Here is a 14425-nt window from a genome sequence, read left to right on the forward strand (position 1 = left end):
TCCGGAGGGAAAGAGTGTAAACCATCTCTCAGGGTCGGACATTGAGGGGGTGGCGGAGAGGAAGGGATTCGAACCCTCGATACCCTTTTGAGGTATACTCCCTTAGCAGGGGAGCGCCTTCGACCACTCGGCCACCTCTCCGTTGCTCGTCTGTTACCCCAGCGGGATGATCTAATCAACCTGATTTGCAGCAGGAATTTTTTGCGGGCGTCGCTGCGGCCAAGGCTGTGGAGAAACAGGCCGATCTGCGGGGTTGAACAGGCGGCGGCGTTCAGGCTTGCGCCGAAGGTTGTTCAGGACCCGGGCGGTTGGATCCGCCGCGTTTGCCGTGCGTGGGCTTGTGCATCGCCGCCGTCTTGGAGGCGGTCCGTGTCGCCTTTGCCGGTCTGGGCTGGGCGGCAGGCGCCTGTGCCGCGGCGGCCTTTTTCCGGGCGGCGGCCAGCAGGTTGGCGGCGTTGAGCGCCACGGCGCACTGCTCGAGATCGTTGGTGGCAAGGTGGGCGTAGCGCAGCGTCATCTGGATGGTCTGGTGGCCCAGGAAGGTCTGCACGCGCCGCAAGTCGATGCCGGCCTGAACCAGCCGCGAGGCGCAGGTGTGGCGCAGGATGTGCGGCACCATGTGCGGGTCGTCGGAGAAGCGGTTTTCCGCCCGCGCGCGGTTCCAATTATATTTGAAATTCGGATACGCAATTGTGGAAAAAGGTCCGTTGCCGCCAAAGGCGCGGGCCAATTCGACCGCCAGGGCGGCGCGATCGGTCAGTGGAACGGAGCGGCTCTTGCCCGATTTGGTGATCCAGAAGGTCGCGGTGTTGTTGTGGATGTCGCCCCATTTGAGCGCCAAGGCCTCGCCGATGCGGGCGCCGGTATCGACCAGGAAACGGCACAGAAGCTCGTGATGCGCGTTCTGGGCGCCGATGGAAGAAAACATCATTTCTTCCTCGTCGGCAGTCAAAAACCGCACGCGCGAGTTGCGTTCCCTTAATCTTATGTAGGACGGTAGCCTAACTATCTGTCCGCTCCTCTCAGCCTTTTTCAACAAGCGGTAAAGTGCAGAAAGCTTGCGATTGATCGTCGAGTTTCTGTTTCCGATGCTGCGGAAGTGATCTATCAGGCGGTCGATCAGGACATCATCATAGGTTGCATATTTATGCATAACCATGAATTCGTCTATTTCATGAATAAAGGCGCGGCAATTGTCTTTATGGGAGCCATTCTCCCAAAGTGCACCGGAATGCTGTTCCCATAGATGAGCCAAACGCGGGGCGGAAATAGCGTCATCAGTCATTGTGCTTAGGGCGACGGATTGGGAGTCCACTTTGACGTGTTCCAATTTCATTTCCGCCAAAATAAAATTACATTACTCTGTCATGCAACTCCCCCCTAGAGCACACAAATGCAGAAATATCGTTTTGCTAGACAAGAACCCGGCAGCCTGAGCTGCCGGGTCTATTCAGATCAAACCGAGGTTTGATTAGAACGAGCGCTGAACGCGACCGTAGAAGCCGAATTCGCCGTCCGAGCCGGGAGTGCCGTCGTCGTAGTAGACAACTTCCGGGGTGACCACGAGGCCGGGAACGACTTCGTAGTTCAGGTTGCCAACAACCGACAGACGGTCGTCGACAGCAGCGGAGGTTGCTTCGATCCACTGAACCTGGGTGTTGAAGGTCAGCTTGTCGGTTGCCTTGTAGGAACCGCCGGCCATGACCGACCACGAGTCGTCGGCGCCGTAGGGGATCCAGGTGGCGTATGCCGACGAAGCTTCGCCGTACATACCCATGATCCAGACCGAAGCCTGCTCGCTGAGGGTGATGTCTGCACGGACCTTGGCAGCCCAGCCGCCGACGTCGTAGGTTGCGCCGACGATGTCGTCGCGGGTGTCGAAGCCGACAACAGCCGACAGGTCAACCATGCCGGCATTGTAGCCGAGACCGACAACAACATGCGGCATGTAGTCGTCGATGCCCCAGCCGCCGCGAACGCCAGCGACCGAAGAGTCGTCATCACCCTGTTCCAGGGCGATTGCTGCGCGGAAAGCGCCGCCGGTGTAGGTGTAGCTGATCAGGTTGGTGTCGTACGGGCCTTCGCCGCCTGCGATGTCGTCGTTGATGACGTTGCCAGCGTAGCCGGTGAAGGTGGTGAAGAGCGACTCGTCCTTACCAACGCGCAGGCCGCCGAGCTGCACCCAGGCGAAGTTCACGGAGAACTCGTTGTCATTGGTGTAGCCGGTGACGGTGTCGTTGGTGTCCCACTGGAAGCGCAGCTCGGTGTAGGTCCGCAGGGTGCCGAGTTCGGTTTCCGAAGCGGTCGAGGTGCGGAACGAGAAGCGGGCGCGCTTGAAGTAGGTGTCGTCGCCGGTGGCCGAGGTCACTGCGAACAGTTCGCCGGCGCCGACGTCGTAACGCAGGTAGCCGTGGATGCGCAGGCAGGTTTCGGTGCCCGGGATGTAGAAGTAGCCGGTGCCGAAGGCGTCGCAAACGCGGACGTATTCAACGGGCTCGGGCTCGGCGGCGATGATGGCGTCGGCAGCGCGAGCGCCGGAGACAGCAACCAGAGCTGCTGCGGAGCCGAGGAGAAGGCTCTTGATGTTCATGTTCTGACCTCCAGTCAAAAGTTAGATGGTCTGGGTTGTCGCTGAAGGACAGTTATTCCTGTCCCATCCCCACAATGGAAGAAGACAGGCGAAATTCGCCGTGACTTCGAGAGTGAACATACTCGCCGGGGCGGCGGGTGCAACGCCGATCAAGCGGCGCGAGCGATCCCCGTCGCGCCTTCCACCGACCCTGTTGCACAAATGACACGAAATCGGCGGCCGGGGCGCGCTTTGTTTACGGATCGTTAGGACTTGGGGACGGATTCGCGTCCGGACTCCGAAGAGTAGCCAAGGAAAAGCGCCGGATATTCCAGCATTCGCGCGAGAATCAGGCGTCATGTCAGGGCGCGACTCGGGCATCTGCGATTCCCTGACCAGGAAGATGCGGGCGATGCTCGCGCTCGCGCCGTCCGCACAGCCATCAATGCCAATGACACAAGCAGGAACGCTTCATTTTGCGTTGGCGCATGGCGTCAACCCTGCCGGCGGAGACTGGCCGGTGCGGCCGCCGCGACCAGACCGGCGAGCTTGATCGGATGCGCGCTTCATGGCCGCAGACATCGCCCCGGCTGGCGCGGCACCACGGACAGCCGTGACAAGGGGAAAACCCCACGCCCTCCAATGAAACGCTAATAAAATAATTATAACAAATAGATAGGTATTTTCCGTTCGGTTTTTTTATGTTCTGACTGGAGGTCAGAACATGAACATCAAGAGCCTTCTCCTCGGCTCCGCAGCAGCTCTGGTTGCTGTCTCCGGCGCTCGCGCTGCCGACGCCATCATCGCCGCCGAGCCCGAGCCCGTTGAATACGTCCGCGTTTGCGACGCCTTCGGCACCGGCTACTTCTACATCCCGGGCACCGAAACCTGCCTGCGCATCAGCGGTTACGTCCGTTACGACATCGGCGTCGGCGAGCGTTTCGAGCAGACCTCGGTCACCGGCGACGGCACCTACAACAAGCGCGCCCGTCTGTCGCTCCGCACCAACACCGCTTCGGAAACCGAACTCGGCACCCTGCGGACCTACACCGAGACCCGCTTCCAGTGGGACAGCAACGCTGTTGCCGGCGGTGGTTACACCAACGACAACGAAGTCACGCTGAACTTCGCCTGGGTCCAGCTCGGCGGTCTGCGCGTTGGTAAGGACGAGTCGGCTTTCATCACCTTCACCGGTTACGCTGGTAACGTGGTCAAGGACGACGAGCTGTTCTCGGCTGGCCCCTACGACACCAACCTCGTCAGCTACACCTACAACAGCGGCCCGCTCAGCGCGATCATCTCGCTGGAACAGGGTGAGAACAACAGCGCTGCCACCAACGACGACTGGGCAATCGACGACTACATGCCGCATGTTGTCGCTGGTCTCGGCTACAACGCCGGCATGTTCAACCTGCGCGGCGTCGTTGCTTACGACTCGCGTGACGACATCGGTGGCTTCGCCCGCGGTGGTTGGGCTGCCAAGCTGCGTGCATACGTGACGCTCAACGATCAGTTCTCGATGTTCGCAATGGCCCTGTATGGTGAAAACTCTTCGGGTTACACCACCTGGCGCAACATCGGCCTGTCCACCGACGAAACCTGGGCAGCCGTTGTCGGTGCTTCGTACCAGGCTACCGATCGCCTCGCTCTCAACATCCAGGGCAACTGGGTTGAAAGCACCATCGCCGGCATCGACGATGGCTGGTCGGTTGTTGCCGACATGAACTACACCGTGGTTCCCGGCCTCGTGGTCACCCCGGGTGTTGCATGGGTCAACGAAGTTGACGCTGCCAACGCAGACGGCGAATTCGGTGGTTACCTCCGCGTTCAGCGCTCGTTCTAATCAAACCTCGGTTTGATCTGAATAGACCCGGCAGCTCAGGCTGCCGGGTTTTTCGTTTGTGCGCATACGGATGGGCGATCACGGGCGGGCAGGCGCCCGGGCTTTGGGCTTTGCCAGTGCTTGTGCGCGGTGTTAGGCTTGCCCGAACGAGATGTCGGCGGGGACCGCATGGGCGACTGGAAGCGATGCATATGGCCGGGCCTGGCGAGCGTGGGGTGCCTGACAGCGCTTGCGGTCTGGTTCGAAGCCCCGGCCGTCGAAGCCGACCTGAAAGGCCGCGCGCAGGCGGCGCTGCGCCAGGGCCATGGCTGGGCCCAGCTCTCGCTCACGGGGCGTGACCTGACGCTGCAGGGCGTGGCACCCGACGAGGCCAGCCAGGCAAGCGGTTTGGCGCTCGTCCGTGGGGTCTACGGCGTCAGAACCGCCACGGACAATTCCACTTTGCTGCCGGAAGCGAAACCCTACCGGCTTACGTTCGAAAAGGGCGCAGATGGCGTGATGTTGCGCGGCGTCGTGCCCAACGACACTGTACGCGCCGAGCTGATCGGCATTCTGAGCGGGATGCTGCCTGGCATCGCGCTGTCGGACCGGATGCAGCCGGCCCGCGGTGCCCCCGACGGTCTCGTCGCGCTCGCAGCCTACGGTCTTGCCGCGTTCACGCGCTTTTCCACCGGCACCATCGAGATCTCGGACCGGACCTTGACGGTGCGCGGCCAGGCCCTCAACCCTGACGACCACGAGCTTGCATTGACCGCACTGAAGGCGATTCCCGCCTCCGCCGGTTCGGTCAAATCCATCGACATCACGCCGGCCGCCGCGCCTGGGGTCTACGGCTGGACAGCGAGCCGCGGCCCGGACGGGGTCGTTCTCGAGGGCTATGCCCCCGATGCGCCGACGCGGGTGGCGATTGTCGCGCGGGCGAAAGCCCTCTTGCCCGGCATTCCGGTGGAGGATCGGATGCGTTTTGCCGCCGGGCTTCCCGCTGGCCTTGATCTCGCAAAGGCCGCGGACGGCGCGCTTGCGGTGCTGGCTGACCTTGCCGAAGGCACGGCCGGGCTTTCTGGCGCGGTGCTCGATCTCGAGGGGCGCGCCGTCGATGGCGCGGCGTTTCGCCGGATCCAGCAGAGGCTGTCCGGTCCGCTCGCGGGGGGCGTGCGGCTCGGCAGCGCCGATATCGGCGGTTCGGCCGGCCTTGCCGATGGCTGGACGGTGCGGCGCGATGGCGACGGGATCACGCTTCGTGGTGCCTTGCCGAGTGCTGCGGCATGGGGCCGGGTGATGGACCTGGCCCGCCTGAAATTCGGCACTCTGCCATTGCATGATTCCCGGGAGGTCGCCGACGGGGCACCGGACGGGCTCGAGGCCGCCGCCCGCGCCGGCCTGCAGGCGCTGAGCCGGCTGCGCGAAGGCGAGCTGCGCATTGCCGGAGACACGGTCAGCATCAAGGGTGTTGCCCTGAGTGACGCGGCCTCGGGGGACATTGCGCGGCGTCTTGCCGAAGAAATGCCGGCGGGGTTTGCCGCCTCCACAGCGATTGCAGTGGCGCCGGTGCCGGCAGAGGTGCTCGCTCCATCCGACTGCCAGGCCGAACTCAACCATCTGGCCCGGCTCAATACTGTCTTGTTCGAGACCGGGCAGGCGGTGATCGAGACCCATTCCTATGGCTATCTCGACCAGATCGCCTTCGCCGCCCGGCAATGCGGCGCCGTGCGGCTCGAGATCGCAGGGCATACCGATTCCGACGGAACCGAGACGGACAATCTCAAGCTGTCGTCCCGGCGCGCGGACGCGGTGCTTTCCTATCTGCGCCAGGCGGGCGTGGCGGCCGATCGGATGCGCGCCGTCGGGTACGGGGAAAGCCGTCCCGTCAACGGCAATGAAACCGACGCGGACAAGGCGGCCAACCGCCGCATTGAATTCCGTGTCCTTGACGAACCGGAGTGAACCGAGAGGAAAACAGCATGATCTACGTGTTCTCGCATATCTGGCTTTGGGTTTTGTGCGCGTTTCTGGTTGGGGCGCTGGTGGGCTGGAAAGCCTTCGGCGTCAAGCGGACATGAGGCCTGTCGGGCCTGACGGGAGTGGGAGGAAATGACGATGTTCTTTTTGCAGACACTGTTTTTTGTCGCGCTGGCCTTCGTGCTGGGCTGCCTGTTCGGATACTGGCTGAAGTGGGGGTTGACGCCGCACTGGCGTCGCTCTGGCGCCGCCGCCGCGATCAGCCACAGCGGCGCCGCGCATGCCACGACGGCGGGGGAACTGACCGCTTCGCGCCCGCATTACGAGCCCGCGTCACCGGCACAGCGCCCGTCGCCTGTGCCGCGGCGCCCGGTTGCCGCGGCGGCCATCGCGCCGGTCGCGCCCCAGGCCGGAGCGGTCGCCCCGGCGGTGGTGCCGCCAGCGGGTGCTGCTGCAGCCGCCGCGCCGGTTGTCCCGCCAGCCCCGGAGGCTGCCGCCGTCGCCGCCAAACCCAAGCCGGTCCGGACCGCGGCACCGAAGCCAGCGGCAAAACCCGCCGCAGCCAAGCCGGCGAAAGCCGCAACCGAAAGTCCGGCGCCGGCCAGGATGAAGCGCTCCGGGGCGGCGGCGATCGAGGGTGCTGAAGCGGTTGTTGATCCGGCGGCCGCTCCCGCCGCCGCGCCCAAGCCTGCGAAGCCGAAGCCCGCCAAGGCAAAGCCCGGACCTGCCGCGGTCCCCGACAATCTCAAGCAGATCAAGGGGGTAGGGCCACAGATCGAGGCCAAGCTGAATGCCGCCGGAATCAACAGTTTTGCCCAGATTGCCGCCTGGAGCAGCAAGGAACAGGCGCAATTTGCCGAGCAATTGTCCTTTGCGGGGCGGATCGAACGCGAAGACTGGGTCGGACAGGCAAAGATCCTCGCCAGGGGCGGGACCACCGATTTCGCCGGACGCGTGGCCAGAGGCGAAGTCGAAAGCTCCGCAGACCCGAACCCCAAGGGCAGGCGCAAGCCCTGAGCTCAGGCGATCGCCGGCGGCATCCTCAGGGGTGCCGCTGCCTGTCCACCTCGGCAAAGAAACCGCGCAGCATCTCCGGGATGCCCGACAGATGCAGGATCGGGGCGTGACCGTGGCCGGCGATCGTGGCTGAGCGGAGCGTGGGCACGCGTTGCTTCATCTCCTCAACGGTCTCATCCGACAGAAGGCTCGAGTGTTCGCCCCGCAACACCATCATCGGCCTGTTGCCCAAGCCCTCGAACTGGGGCCACAGGGTGGGCAGCGGGGTGTTGAGATCGATGCCCTTGAGGCCGTCAAGCAGGGCGGGATCGTAATTGGCCACCAGTTTCCCGCGCTTTTCCACATAGACCGCGCGGGCAAAATCGTCCCAATCGGACGGGCTGAGCACCGGAAAGCTCTTCGAATGCGCGGTCGCGAGGTTCTGTGCCGCTTCCTCCCAGGTTGCCGGCTGCGGGATGCGCGACAGATAGGCCTTGATCTGGGCGAGCCCGGCGCCTTCGACCACGGGACCGATGTCATTGAGAACGCCTGCGGCCATCAGGGTCGGGCGCATGGCGGCCAGGGCATGCATGATCAGGCCGCCGCGCGAGGTGCCGATGAAGATGGCATGTTCGAGCCCCAGGGCCGCCATTCCGGCGATGACGTCATCGGCCTCGACGAGAATGGTGTAGCGCGAGGGATCCTTGTCCCAGGCGGAGAGGCCGCGACCGCGATAGTCGAAGCTGACCACCCGCCGCGGCGTCTCGGTGTCGCTCGACAGAAGTACGGCGAGATCGTGAAAATCGGCTGCATTGCGCGTGAGCCCAGGCAGGCAGACCACCGGCAGCCGCGCCCGCGTCGCGGCATTGTCGCGGCCGTAGTCGGCCGCATGCAGCTTCAGCCCGTCGCTTGCCAGGAAATAGACATCGTCATGGGTGGGCTGCGGCTGGTGTGCTGCTGCGTCATGCCCGGTCTCTGCCGCGCCCGGTGTGCCGCTCTTTGGTTTCGCCATCGTCAAATCCGTTCGGTGATCTCGTGCAAACAGATACCCATAGCCCAGGTCGTGCAGGCGACGACAGGGCTACCGGCGTCCAAACCGCAGATCCTGCTCGATGCTCGCCGGCTGGCCGAGGCGCGCCTTGTAGACCTGATAGTTTTCCATCACCCGCTGCACATAATGCCGGGTCTCGGTGAACGGGATCATTTCGATCCAGTCGATCACCTCTTCGAGCGACCGGCCGCGGGGGTCGCCGAAGCGCTCGATCCATTGCGGCACGCGCCGCGGGCCGGCATTGTAGGCGATGAAGGTGAGGATGTAGGAGCCGCCGAATTGCTCGATCTGCTCGCCGAGATACTGCGCGCCCAGGGTCGCGTTGTAACCCGCATCGGTGGTCAGCCGGTCCATCGAATAGGGCAGGCCGTGGCGCGCGGCCACGCCCTTGGCGGTGCCGGGCAGGATCTGCAGCAGGCCGCGGGCGTTGGCCGGCGAGACCGCGGCCTTGTCAAAGGCGCTTTCCTGCCGTGCGATCGAATAGGCAAGTGCCTTGCCGGAGCCTGAGATATTGGCGGTCGCCGGGACCGCGCCCAGCGGATAGGCCAGTGCCGCCACGTCGAGATTGCGGTTCCAGGCGATCTTGCCGACCTGCAGCGAGACGCGGTGTTCGCCCCGCCGTTCTGCCATGGCTGCAAGGATCGCCACTTCGCCGGGGCTGTCGAGTTCCGCTGCGAGCGCCCGGTAGAGAATGTCCGCGCGCCATTCGAAACCGGCATCCTCGAGCTTGCGGATGGCCCGCACCGCCTCGCGCTCGGCAAAGCGCACCCGGTCGGCCTGGCTGGGCGAGGGGTAGGCGATGTTGAGCGTCTTGCGCCCCAGCTTGGCGCTGGCGAGCTGGCCGTAGAAGGTCGAGGGAAACTGCGCCGCCAGGGCATAGTAATCCGCCGATTTGCCACCGCCGCCGGCCTCTGCGGCGCGGCCCAGCCAGTAATTGGCGCGCGCCCGGGAAATCTGTCCCTGGGCGACGCCGAGGATGGCGGCGAAATGCTTGTGCGCGGTTTTGGCGTCGTTGAGGCCCCGCAGCGCGTAGAAGCCGGCATGGAACTCGGCTTCGGCGAATTCCTCGGGGCTTTTCGCCAGATGCGCGGCGGCGATGCGATAGGCGCTCTTGGCGTCGCCACGCTCGTAAAGCCCGCGGCTGATCACGCGCGCCTCGATCCACCATTCGTCGGGGTCGACGAGGCGGTCGCGATCGCGCGGCATCTTGGCGAGCAGGGCGGCGGCCTCCTTGTCGCGCTCGAGATGGCGCAGGTGGCGGATGCGCAGGTAGAGATAGGCCGGCTCCGCGTGCCAGGACGGATGCACCGCCGCAATGGCGCTGTCGGCCTTTGCGGACTTTTCGATGACCGCCACCCAGGCGCGGTACAGCGACTGAGCCCCGGCCTTCTCGGACACGGCCTTGGCGTCACGGACATGGTCCCGGTAGAGCAGCATCTGCATGCGCTGGAAGTGGTCCTTCTTGTCGAGAAGGGAATCGAACTCGCCGAGGAAGACCTTCGCGTCCTGGTCGTCCATCATCACGCCGCGCCAGAAGCGCGCGGCAGTGGCGCGGGCGCGGTTCAGGTCGCCCGAGGCGCGCAGCGCCCGGATCAGGACGATGGCGCCCTTCGGCGTTTCCGGCTCGGTCGCGCCGAATGCGGCGAGCACCTGGGCGGGCGGTGGATTTTCGAAATAAAGCGCCCGCTCGGACAGGCGCCGGAACGAAGCGAGCCCCGGCCAGCCCTTGAGATCGGCCGCGGCGCGGGCGATCTCGCCCGAGGGCACGCCTTCGAGGCCCGACAGCGCGATGGCCCAGGTCAGAATGTGATGGTCGAGCGTTCCGTCGCGCATGGCGTCGCGGATCGCGCGGGCGCGGGTCGCGTCGCCGCGGCCGAGCGCCTCGAGCCCGGTCTTGAGTTCCCGGCTCGCCGGGGCGTCGGCGTTCGCGACCAGGCGCGGCTTGGGAACCGCCGCGGTGGTTTCCGCGTCGATCGCCGGCCGCGGAATCGGCAGCGGGATGGTGCCCCCGGGCACGGGCGCCGCTGCGGCCACGGTCGCCAAGACGGTTGAAACGGCAAGCAGGGTTGCAAGGGCAGTCTTCGACATCTTCATCTTCCGTTCGGCATCAAAGCGCCGGGGGCGAGTGGACGGGTCATTCCATGGGTGTAACAGGCGCCGGTGAAGCAAAACTTAACAAAAGCTTAGCGAGATCACTCAAAGGCAATCTTCCGACACAATTGCGGGCAATGTTGGGCACCGGGTGGTGCCCCGCAAACCTGCGTCCCACTGCGAGGATCGATTTGCCGCAAAAGCGCGCGCTGCGGCCTCGCAAGGCTTTTCCCTATCGGCGATTTCCTGTATCGGCTGGGTAGAGATAAACAATTGCGCCCGATCGCGCCGAAAAGAGTTTGTGGAGAGCAGTATGTTCAAGGGTTCCATTCCGGCCCTCGTTACCCCCTTTGCCGAAAATGGTGCGGTCGACGAGGATGGTTTTGCGCGCCATGTCGAGCGGATGATCGAAGCCGGCAGCCACGGCCTGGTGCCGGTCGGCACCACCGGTGAATCGCCGACGCTCACCCATGCCGAGCACAAGCGCGTGGTGGAGCTCTGCGTCGAGGTGGCGCGCGGCCGCGTTCCGGTGATTGCCGGGGCAGGCTCCAACAACACCGCCGAATCCATCGAACTGGCCGTCCATGCCGAAAAGGCCGGCGCCGATGCGGTGCTGGTGGTCACTCCCTATTACAACAAGCCCACCCAGCGCGGCCTCTACCAGCATTTCAAGGCGGTGGCCGAAGCCATCACGCTGCCGATCGTCATCTACAACATTCCGCCACGTTCGGTGATCGACATGTCGGTGGAAACCATGGCCGCGCTCCATCGCGATTTTCCGAACATCATTGGCGTCAAGGACGCGACTGGCAATCTGGCGCGCGTGGCCGAGCAGCGGATGGTCTGCGGCAGCGATTTCCTGCAGTTGTCCGGTGAAGATCCCACGGCGCTCGGCTTCAATGCCCATGGCGGCGTGGGCTGCATTTCCGTGACCGCGAATGTCGCCCCGCGCCAATGCGCGGAGTTCCAGGAGGCGACGCTGCGGGGGGATTATACGGCAGCACTCGAGATGCTGGACCGGCTGATGCCGCTGCACAAGGCGATCTTCGCCGAGCCGGGCGTTGCCGGCGTCAAGTATTGCCTGGGCAAGATGGGCCTGATCAAGAACGTGGTGCGCTCGCCCCTGACCACGGTCGATCATACGACCGCGGCGCTGCTCGATGCAGCCATGGCGCGCGCGGGGGTGGTGGCCTGAGCATGGCTCCGAAAAAGGAAGACAAGTCGCAGCACGGCAAGGTCGTCGCGGAAAACCGCAAGGCGCGCTTCAATTACGAGATCGTCGACACGGTCGAGGCCGGCCTGGTGCTGTCCGGGACCGAAGTGAAGTCGCTGCGCGAAGGCAAGGCCAACATCGCCGAATCCTATGCCAACGAAGAGGGCGGGGAGATGTGGCTGATCAATTCGCATGTGCCGGAATACCTGCAGGCCAACCGCTTCAACCACGAGCCCACGCGGCGGCGCAAGCTGTTGCTGAAGATGCGCGAAATCGCGCGGCTGGCGCAGGCGATCCAGCGCGACGGCATGACGCTGGTGCCGCTCAAGATCTATTTCAACGACAAGGGCCTGGCAAAGCTGCTGCTGGGGCTCGCGCGCGGCAAGAAGCTGCACGACAAGCGCGAAACCCAGAAGGAACGCGACTGGAACCGGCAGAAATCCCGCCTCTTGCGCGAACGCGGCTGATCCTTCCGGTCAGCGCGCGCGCCACGACCGCTCAGCGTTCCGAAAGGCGCCGGACTGCCGCCCCGATCACCGCATCGAACATGTCCCCGGTCAGGCGGCCGGTGTTGATGTTGTAGCGCGAGCAGTGATAGCTCGACAGGATCAGGACGTTGCCGATCCGGGTTTCCGCCCCATGGCCGAACGGGTGATGGACGGGCTTTTCGCCGAGCGCACGCACGGTGCTGTCATGGGCGATCTTGCCGAGCGTCAGAATGACTTCAAGATTGCAGAGCCGCTCGATCGTGGCCGAGAGGAAGGGGCGGCAGGTGGTGATCTCCGCGCCCGTGGGCCTGTTGCCCGGCGGCACGCAGCGCACGGCATTGGTGATCGAGACCCCCGCGAGGCGCAGGCCGTCCCCGGTGCCGGGGGCTGCGCCGGCAAGGCCATGGTGTTGAAGGGTGGCGTAGAGCAGCTCGCCCGACTGGTCGCCGGTAAACGGGATGCCGGTGCGATTGGCGCCGCGCAGGCCGGGGGCGAGCCCCACCACCAGGAGCCGGGCTCTATCCGCTCCTTCCGGCGGGTGCCAGGTCCGGACCGGCCCGTTGTGCCAGTCGGGATGCTTATGCCGGTTGTCGAGAATGAAATCGCGCAGCCGCGGACAGAGGCTGCAGTCGTGATCGGGGTCTGTCGGACACTGTCCGGTGCCTCCGGCCGGAGCGCCCGCCGGATCGGCGTCAGCCTTGGTCGGCCGCCCGCCGGAGTGCCGCCCGGTCCGTTCCTGTGCGAGGCCGGGAGACGGCGGCGAACGCGTCAATCGTCGAAATCGTCGTCGTCATTGACAACAGCCGCGCGCACCGGCCGTTCCGACGGGTCGCGGCCGATTTCGGCTTTCAGGCTCGCGAGGTCGATGAAGTAATCGGCCTGGCGGCGCAGGTCGTCGGCAATCATCGGCGGCTGCGAGGTCAGCGACGACACCACGGTGACCTTGCGGCCCTTGCGCTGCAGTGCTTCGACCAGCGAGGTGAAATCGCCGTCGCCGGAGAAGATCACCAGATGGTCGACCACCTCGGACTGCTCCATGGCGTCGATCGCCAATTCGATGTCCATGTTGCCCTTGACCTTGCGTCGGCCGGTGGAATCGGTGAATTCCTTGGCTGGCTTGGTCACCACCTTGTAGCCGTTGTAATCGAGCCAATCGATCAGCGGCCGGATGGAGGAATACTCCTGATCTTCGATGAGGGCGGTGTAATAATAGGCGCGCAGCAGATAGCCGCGAGACTGAAAAGCTTTCAGAAGCTTGCGGTAGTCGATGTCGAAATTGAGGCTCTTTGAAGCGGCGTAGAGGTTCGCGCCGTCGATAAAGAGAGCTATTTTCTCTCTGGAGTCAAACACTTATTGGATTCCTCTCAAAAGTCGTTCCAATGTAATATGGACTTAAGCTGAAGTAAGGCAAGATAGCTCGATTTCGAACTTGTTTCTTGTAGGTCCATCTTCATTCCGATGCAGTCCAGCGACTCAATAGGTCAAGATATGTGAGCAAATGCTGTGATAAGGGATATTTTTCAAGTGCCCGCCCCGATAAATATGCGGCAATCCTAATTAATCAACACGATTTTGGCTATACGACCTTTGGCCGTATTCATTCGGAACATGGGGTGCGGTTGCCGGATCGGCTCGCTGGCGGGGCGGTTGCGGCGGCCTCTGCGCCAAAGGACTTGAAATAGCCACACAATATGTTTATCGCAGGGTCAACTCCCCCATCGCAGTTTGCAAAGGACAGGCAATGGCCCGCGTCACAGTCGAAGATTGCATCGACAAAGTTGATAACCGTTTCGAGCTGGTGCTCCTCGCCAGCCATCGCGCCCGTCAGATCTCGCAGGGCGGTCAGATCACCATTCCGCGCGACAACGACAAGAACCCGGTCGTGGCGCTGCGCGAAATCGCCGACGAAACCCTTTCGCCGGGCGACCTGAAGGAAGACCTCATCCACTCGCTGCAGAAGCATGTGGAAGTCGACGAGCCCGAGCCCGATCCGGGCCGGTTCATCCCGGCTGGCGAAGCTGCCGAGGACGCCCCCGTCGAGGACGACCAGCCGGAATCGGTGTCGTTCGGGTCGATGTCGGAAGAAGAACTGCTCGCCGGCATCGAAGGGCTTGTCCCGCCGGAGAAAAGCGACGACTATTAAGTCTCGGGAGAGCCGCGCCGGAATGCCCCATGCCGGCGGCGCCTGGTCCTGAAGCCGAAAGACAGCTGATGC

12 protein-coding genes and 1 tRNA gene are annotated in these 14425 nt (G+C 64.0%); 6 read left to right on the top strand and 7 right to left on the bottom strand.

The annotated features are described in order from the left end of the window. Positions 1 to 50: 50 nt before the first annotated feature. The 3 genes from AWJ14_RS09410 to AWJ14_RS09420 all read right to left on the bottom strand — a co-directional run bounded on the left by AWJ14_RS09410 (position 51) and on the right by AWJ14_RS09420 (position 2590). Positions 51 to 141 (bottom strand) — tRNA-Ser (locus AWJ14_RS09410). A 130-nt stretch (positions 142 to 271) separates the two neighbouring features. Beyond that, positions 272 to 1330, bottom strand: coding sequence for a tyrosine-type recombinase/integrase (locus AWJ14_RS21885; RefSeq protein WP_245304190.1), 1059 nt, complete (start codon positions 1328 to 1330; stop codon positions 272 to 274). Between the two features lie 141 nt (positions 1331 to 1471). Next, the gene (locus AWJ14_RS09420) at positions 1472 to 2590 is read right to left on the bottom strand and encodes a porin (RefSeq protein WP_066177843.1); all 1119 of its coding nucleotides are present in this window, start codon (positions 2588 to 2590) and stop codon (positions 1472 to 1474) included. 703 nt (positions 2591 to 3293) lie between these two features. Here AWJ14_RS09420 and AWJ14_RS09425 point away from each other — a divergent pair. From AWJ14_RS09425 to AWJ14_RS09435, 3 genes are all read left to right on the top strand, one after another. Further along, entirely contained in the window at positions 3294 to 4412 is a 1119-nt protein-coding gene (locus tag AWJ14_RS09425; protein WP_066177845.1) for a porin, read from the top strand. Positions 4413 to 4550: 138 nt separating this feature from the next. Further along, entirely contained in the window at positions 4551 to 6356 is a 1806-nt protein-coding gene (locus tag AWJ14_RS09430; protein ID WP_139112590.1) for an OmpA family protein, read from the top strand. A 153-nt stretch (positions 6357 to 6509) separates the two neighbouring features. After that, positions 6510 to 7388, top strand: a complete 879-nt coding sequence (locus AWJ14_RS09435) for a hypothetical protein (protein WP_066177850.1) — start codon at positions 6510 to 6512, stop codon at positions 7386 to 7388. A 25-nt stretch (positions 7389 to 7413) separates the two neighbouring features. Here AWJ14_RS09435 and AWJ14_RS09440 read toward each other — a convergent pair whose 3' ends face one another. Together AWJ14_RS09440 and AWJ14_RS09445 are read right to left on the bottom strand one after the other, a co-directional pair. Continuing rightward, on the bottom strand, positions 7414 to 8379 hold the full coding sequence (locus AWJ14_RS09440; protein ID WP_083220154.1) for an alpha/beta fold hydrolase: 966 nt from the start codon (positions 8377 to 8379) through the stop codon (positions 7414 to 7416). A 69-nt stretch (positions 8380 to 8448) separates the two neighbouring features. After that, positions 8449 to 10506: a lytic transglycosylase domain-containing protein gene (locus tag AWJ14_RS09445; protein ID WP_066178584.1), complete on the bottom strand. Its 2058-nt coding sequence runs from the start codon at positions 10504 to 10506 to the stop codon at positions 8449 to 8451. Between the two features lie 316 nt (positions 10507 to 10822). On the opposite strand from AWJ14_RS09445, the gene dapA reads away from it, so the two are divergent. Together dapA and smpB are read left to right on the top strand one after the other, a co-directional pair. Continuing rightward, positions 10823 to 11704: a 4-hydroxy-tetrahydrodipicolinate synthase gene (gene dapA, locus AWJ14_RS09450; RefSeq protein WP_066177851.1), complete on the top strand. Its 882-nt coding sequence runs from the start codon at positions 10823 to 10825 to the stop codon at positions 11702 to 11704. Positions 11705 to 11706: 2 nt separating this feature from the next. Beyond that, positions 11707 to 12189, top strand: coding sequence for an SsrA-binding protein SmpB (gene smpB / locus AWJ14_RS09455; RefSeq protein ID WP_066177853.1), 483 nt, complete (start codon positions 11707 to 11709; stop codon positions 12187 to 12189). Between the two features lie 31 nt (positions 12190 to 12220). On the opposite strand, the gene AWJ14_RS09460 is transcribed toward smpB, so the two are convergent. After that, positions 12221 to 12982: a uracil-DNA glycosylase family protein gene (locus AWJ14_RS09460; RefSeq protein WP_083220156.1), complete on the bottom strand. Its 762-nt coding sequence runs from the start codon at positions 12980 to 12982 to the stop codon at positions 12221 to 12223. Continuing rightward, a complete protein-coding gene (locus AWJ14_RS09465; RefSeq protein WP_066177855.1) occupies positions 12979 to 13560 on the bottom strand; it encodes a LabA-like NYN domain-containing protein in 582 nt (193 codons plus the stop codon). Before AWJ14_RS09465 ends, AWJ14_RS09460 begins: the two co-directional genes overlap by 4 nt. A 391-nt stretch (positions 13561 to 13951) precedes the next feature. On the opposite strand from AWJ14_RS09465, the gene rpoZ reads away from it, so the two are divergent. Beyond that, positions 13952 to 14353, top strand: coding sequence for a DNA-directed RNA polymerase subunit omega (rpoZ, locus tag AWJ14_RS09470; RefSeq protein WP_066177857.1), 402 nt, complete (start codon positions 13952 to 13954; stop codon positions 14351 to 14353). Positions 14354 to 14425: the final 72 nt, after the last annotated feature.

Source organism: Parahoeflea olei (assembly GCF_001703635.1).
Lineage (GTDB): Bacteria > Pseudomonadota > Alphaproteobacteria > Rhizobiales > Rhizobiaceae > Hoeflea > Hoeflea olei.

Excerpts from the sequence above, each read along its gene's own strand:
- AWJ14_RS09440 (WP_083220154.1), bottom strand. The coding sequence starts at position 8,379 with ATGGCGAAACCAAAGAGCGGCACACCGGGCGCGGCAGAGACCGGGCAT.
- AWJ14_RS09420 (WP_066177843.1), bottom strand. The coding sequence starts at position 2,590 with ATGAACATCAAGAGCCTTCTCCTCGGCTCCGCAGCAGCTCTGGTTGCT.
- AWJ14_RS09445 (WP_066178584.1), bottom strand. The coding sequence starts at position 10,506 with ATGTCGAAGACTGCCCTTGCAACCCTGCTTGCCGTTTCAACCGTCTTG.
- AWJ14_RS09425 (WP_066177845.1), top strand. The coding sequence starts at position 3,294 with ATGAACATCAAGAGCCTTCTCCTCGGCTCCGCAGCAGCTCTGGTTGCT.
- rpoZ (WP_066177857.1), top strand. The coding sequence starts at position 13,952 with ATGGCCCGCGTCACAGTCGAAGATTGCATCGACAAAGTTGATAACCGT.
- smpB (WP_066177853.1), top strand. The coding sequence starts at position 11,707 with ATGGCTCCGAAAAAGGAAGACAAGTCGCAGCACGGCAAGGTCGTCGCG.
- AWJ14_RS09435 (WP_066177850.1), top strand. The coding sequence starts at position 6,510 with ATGTTCTTTTTGCAGACACTGTTTTTTGTCGCGCTGGCCTTCGTGCTG.
- dapA (WP_066177851.1), top strand. The coding sequence starts at position 10,823 with ATGTTCAAGGGTTCCATTCCGGCCCTCGTTACCCCCTTTGCCGAAAAT.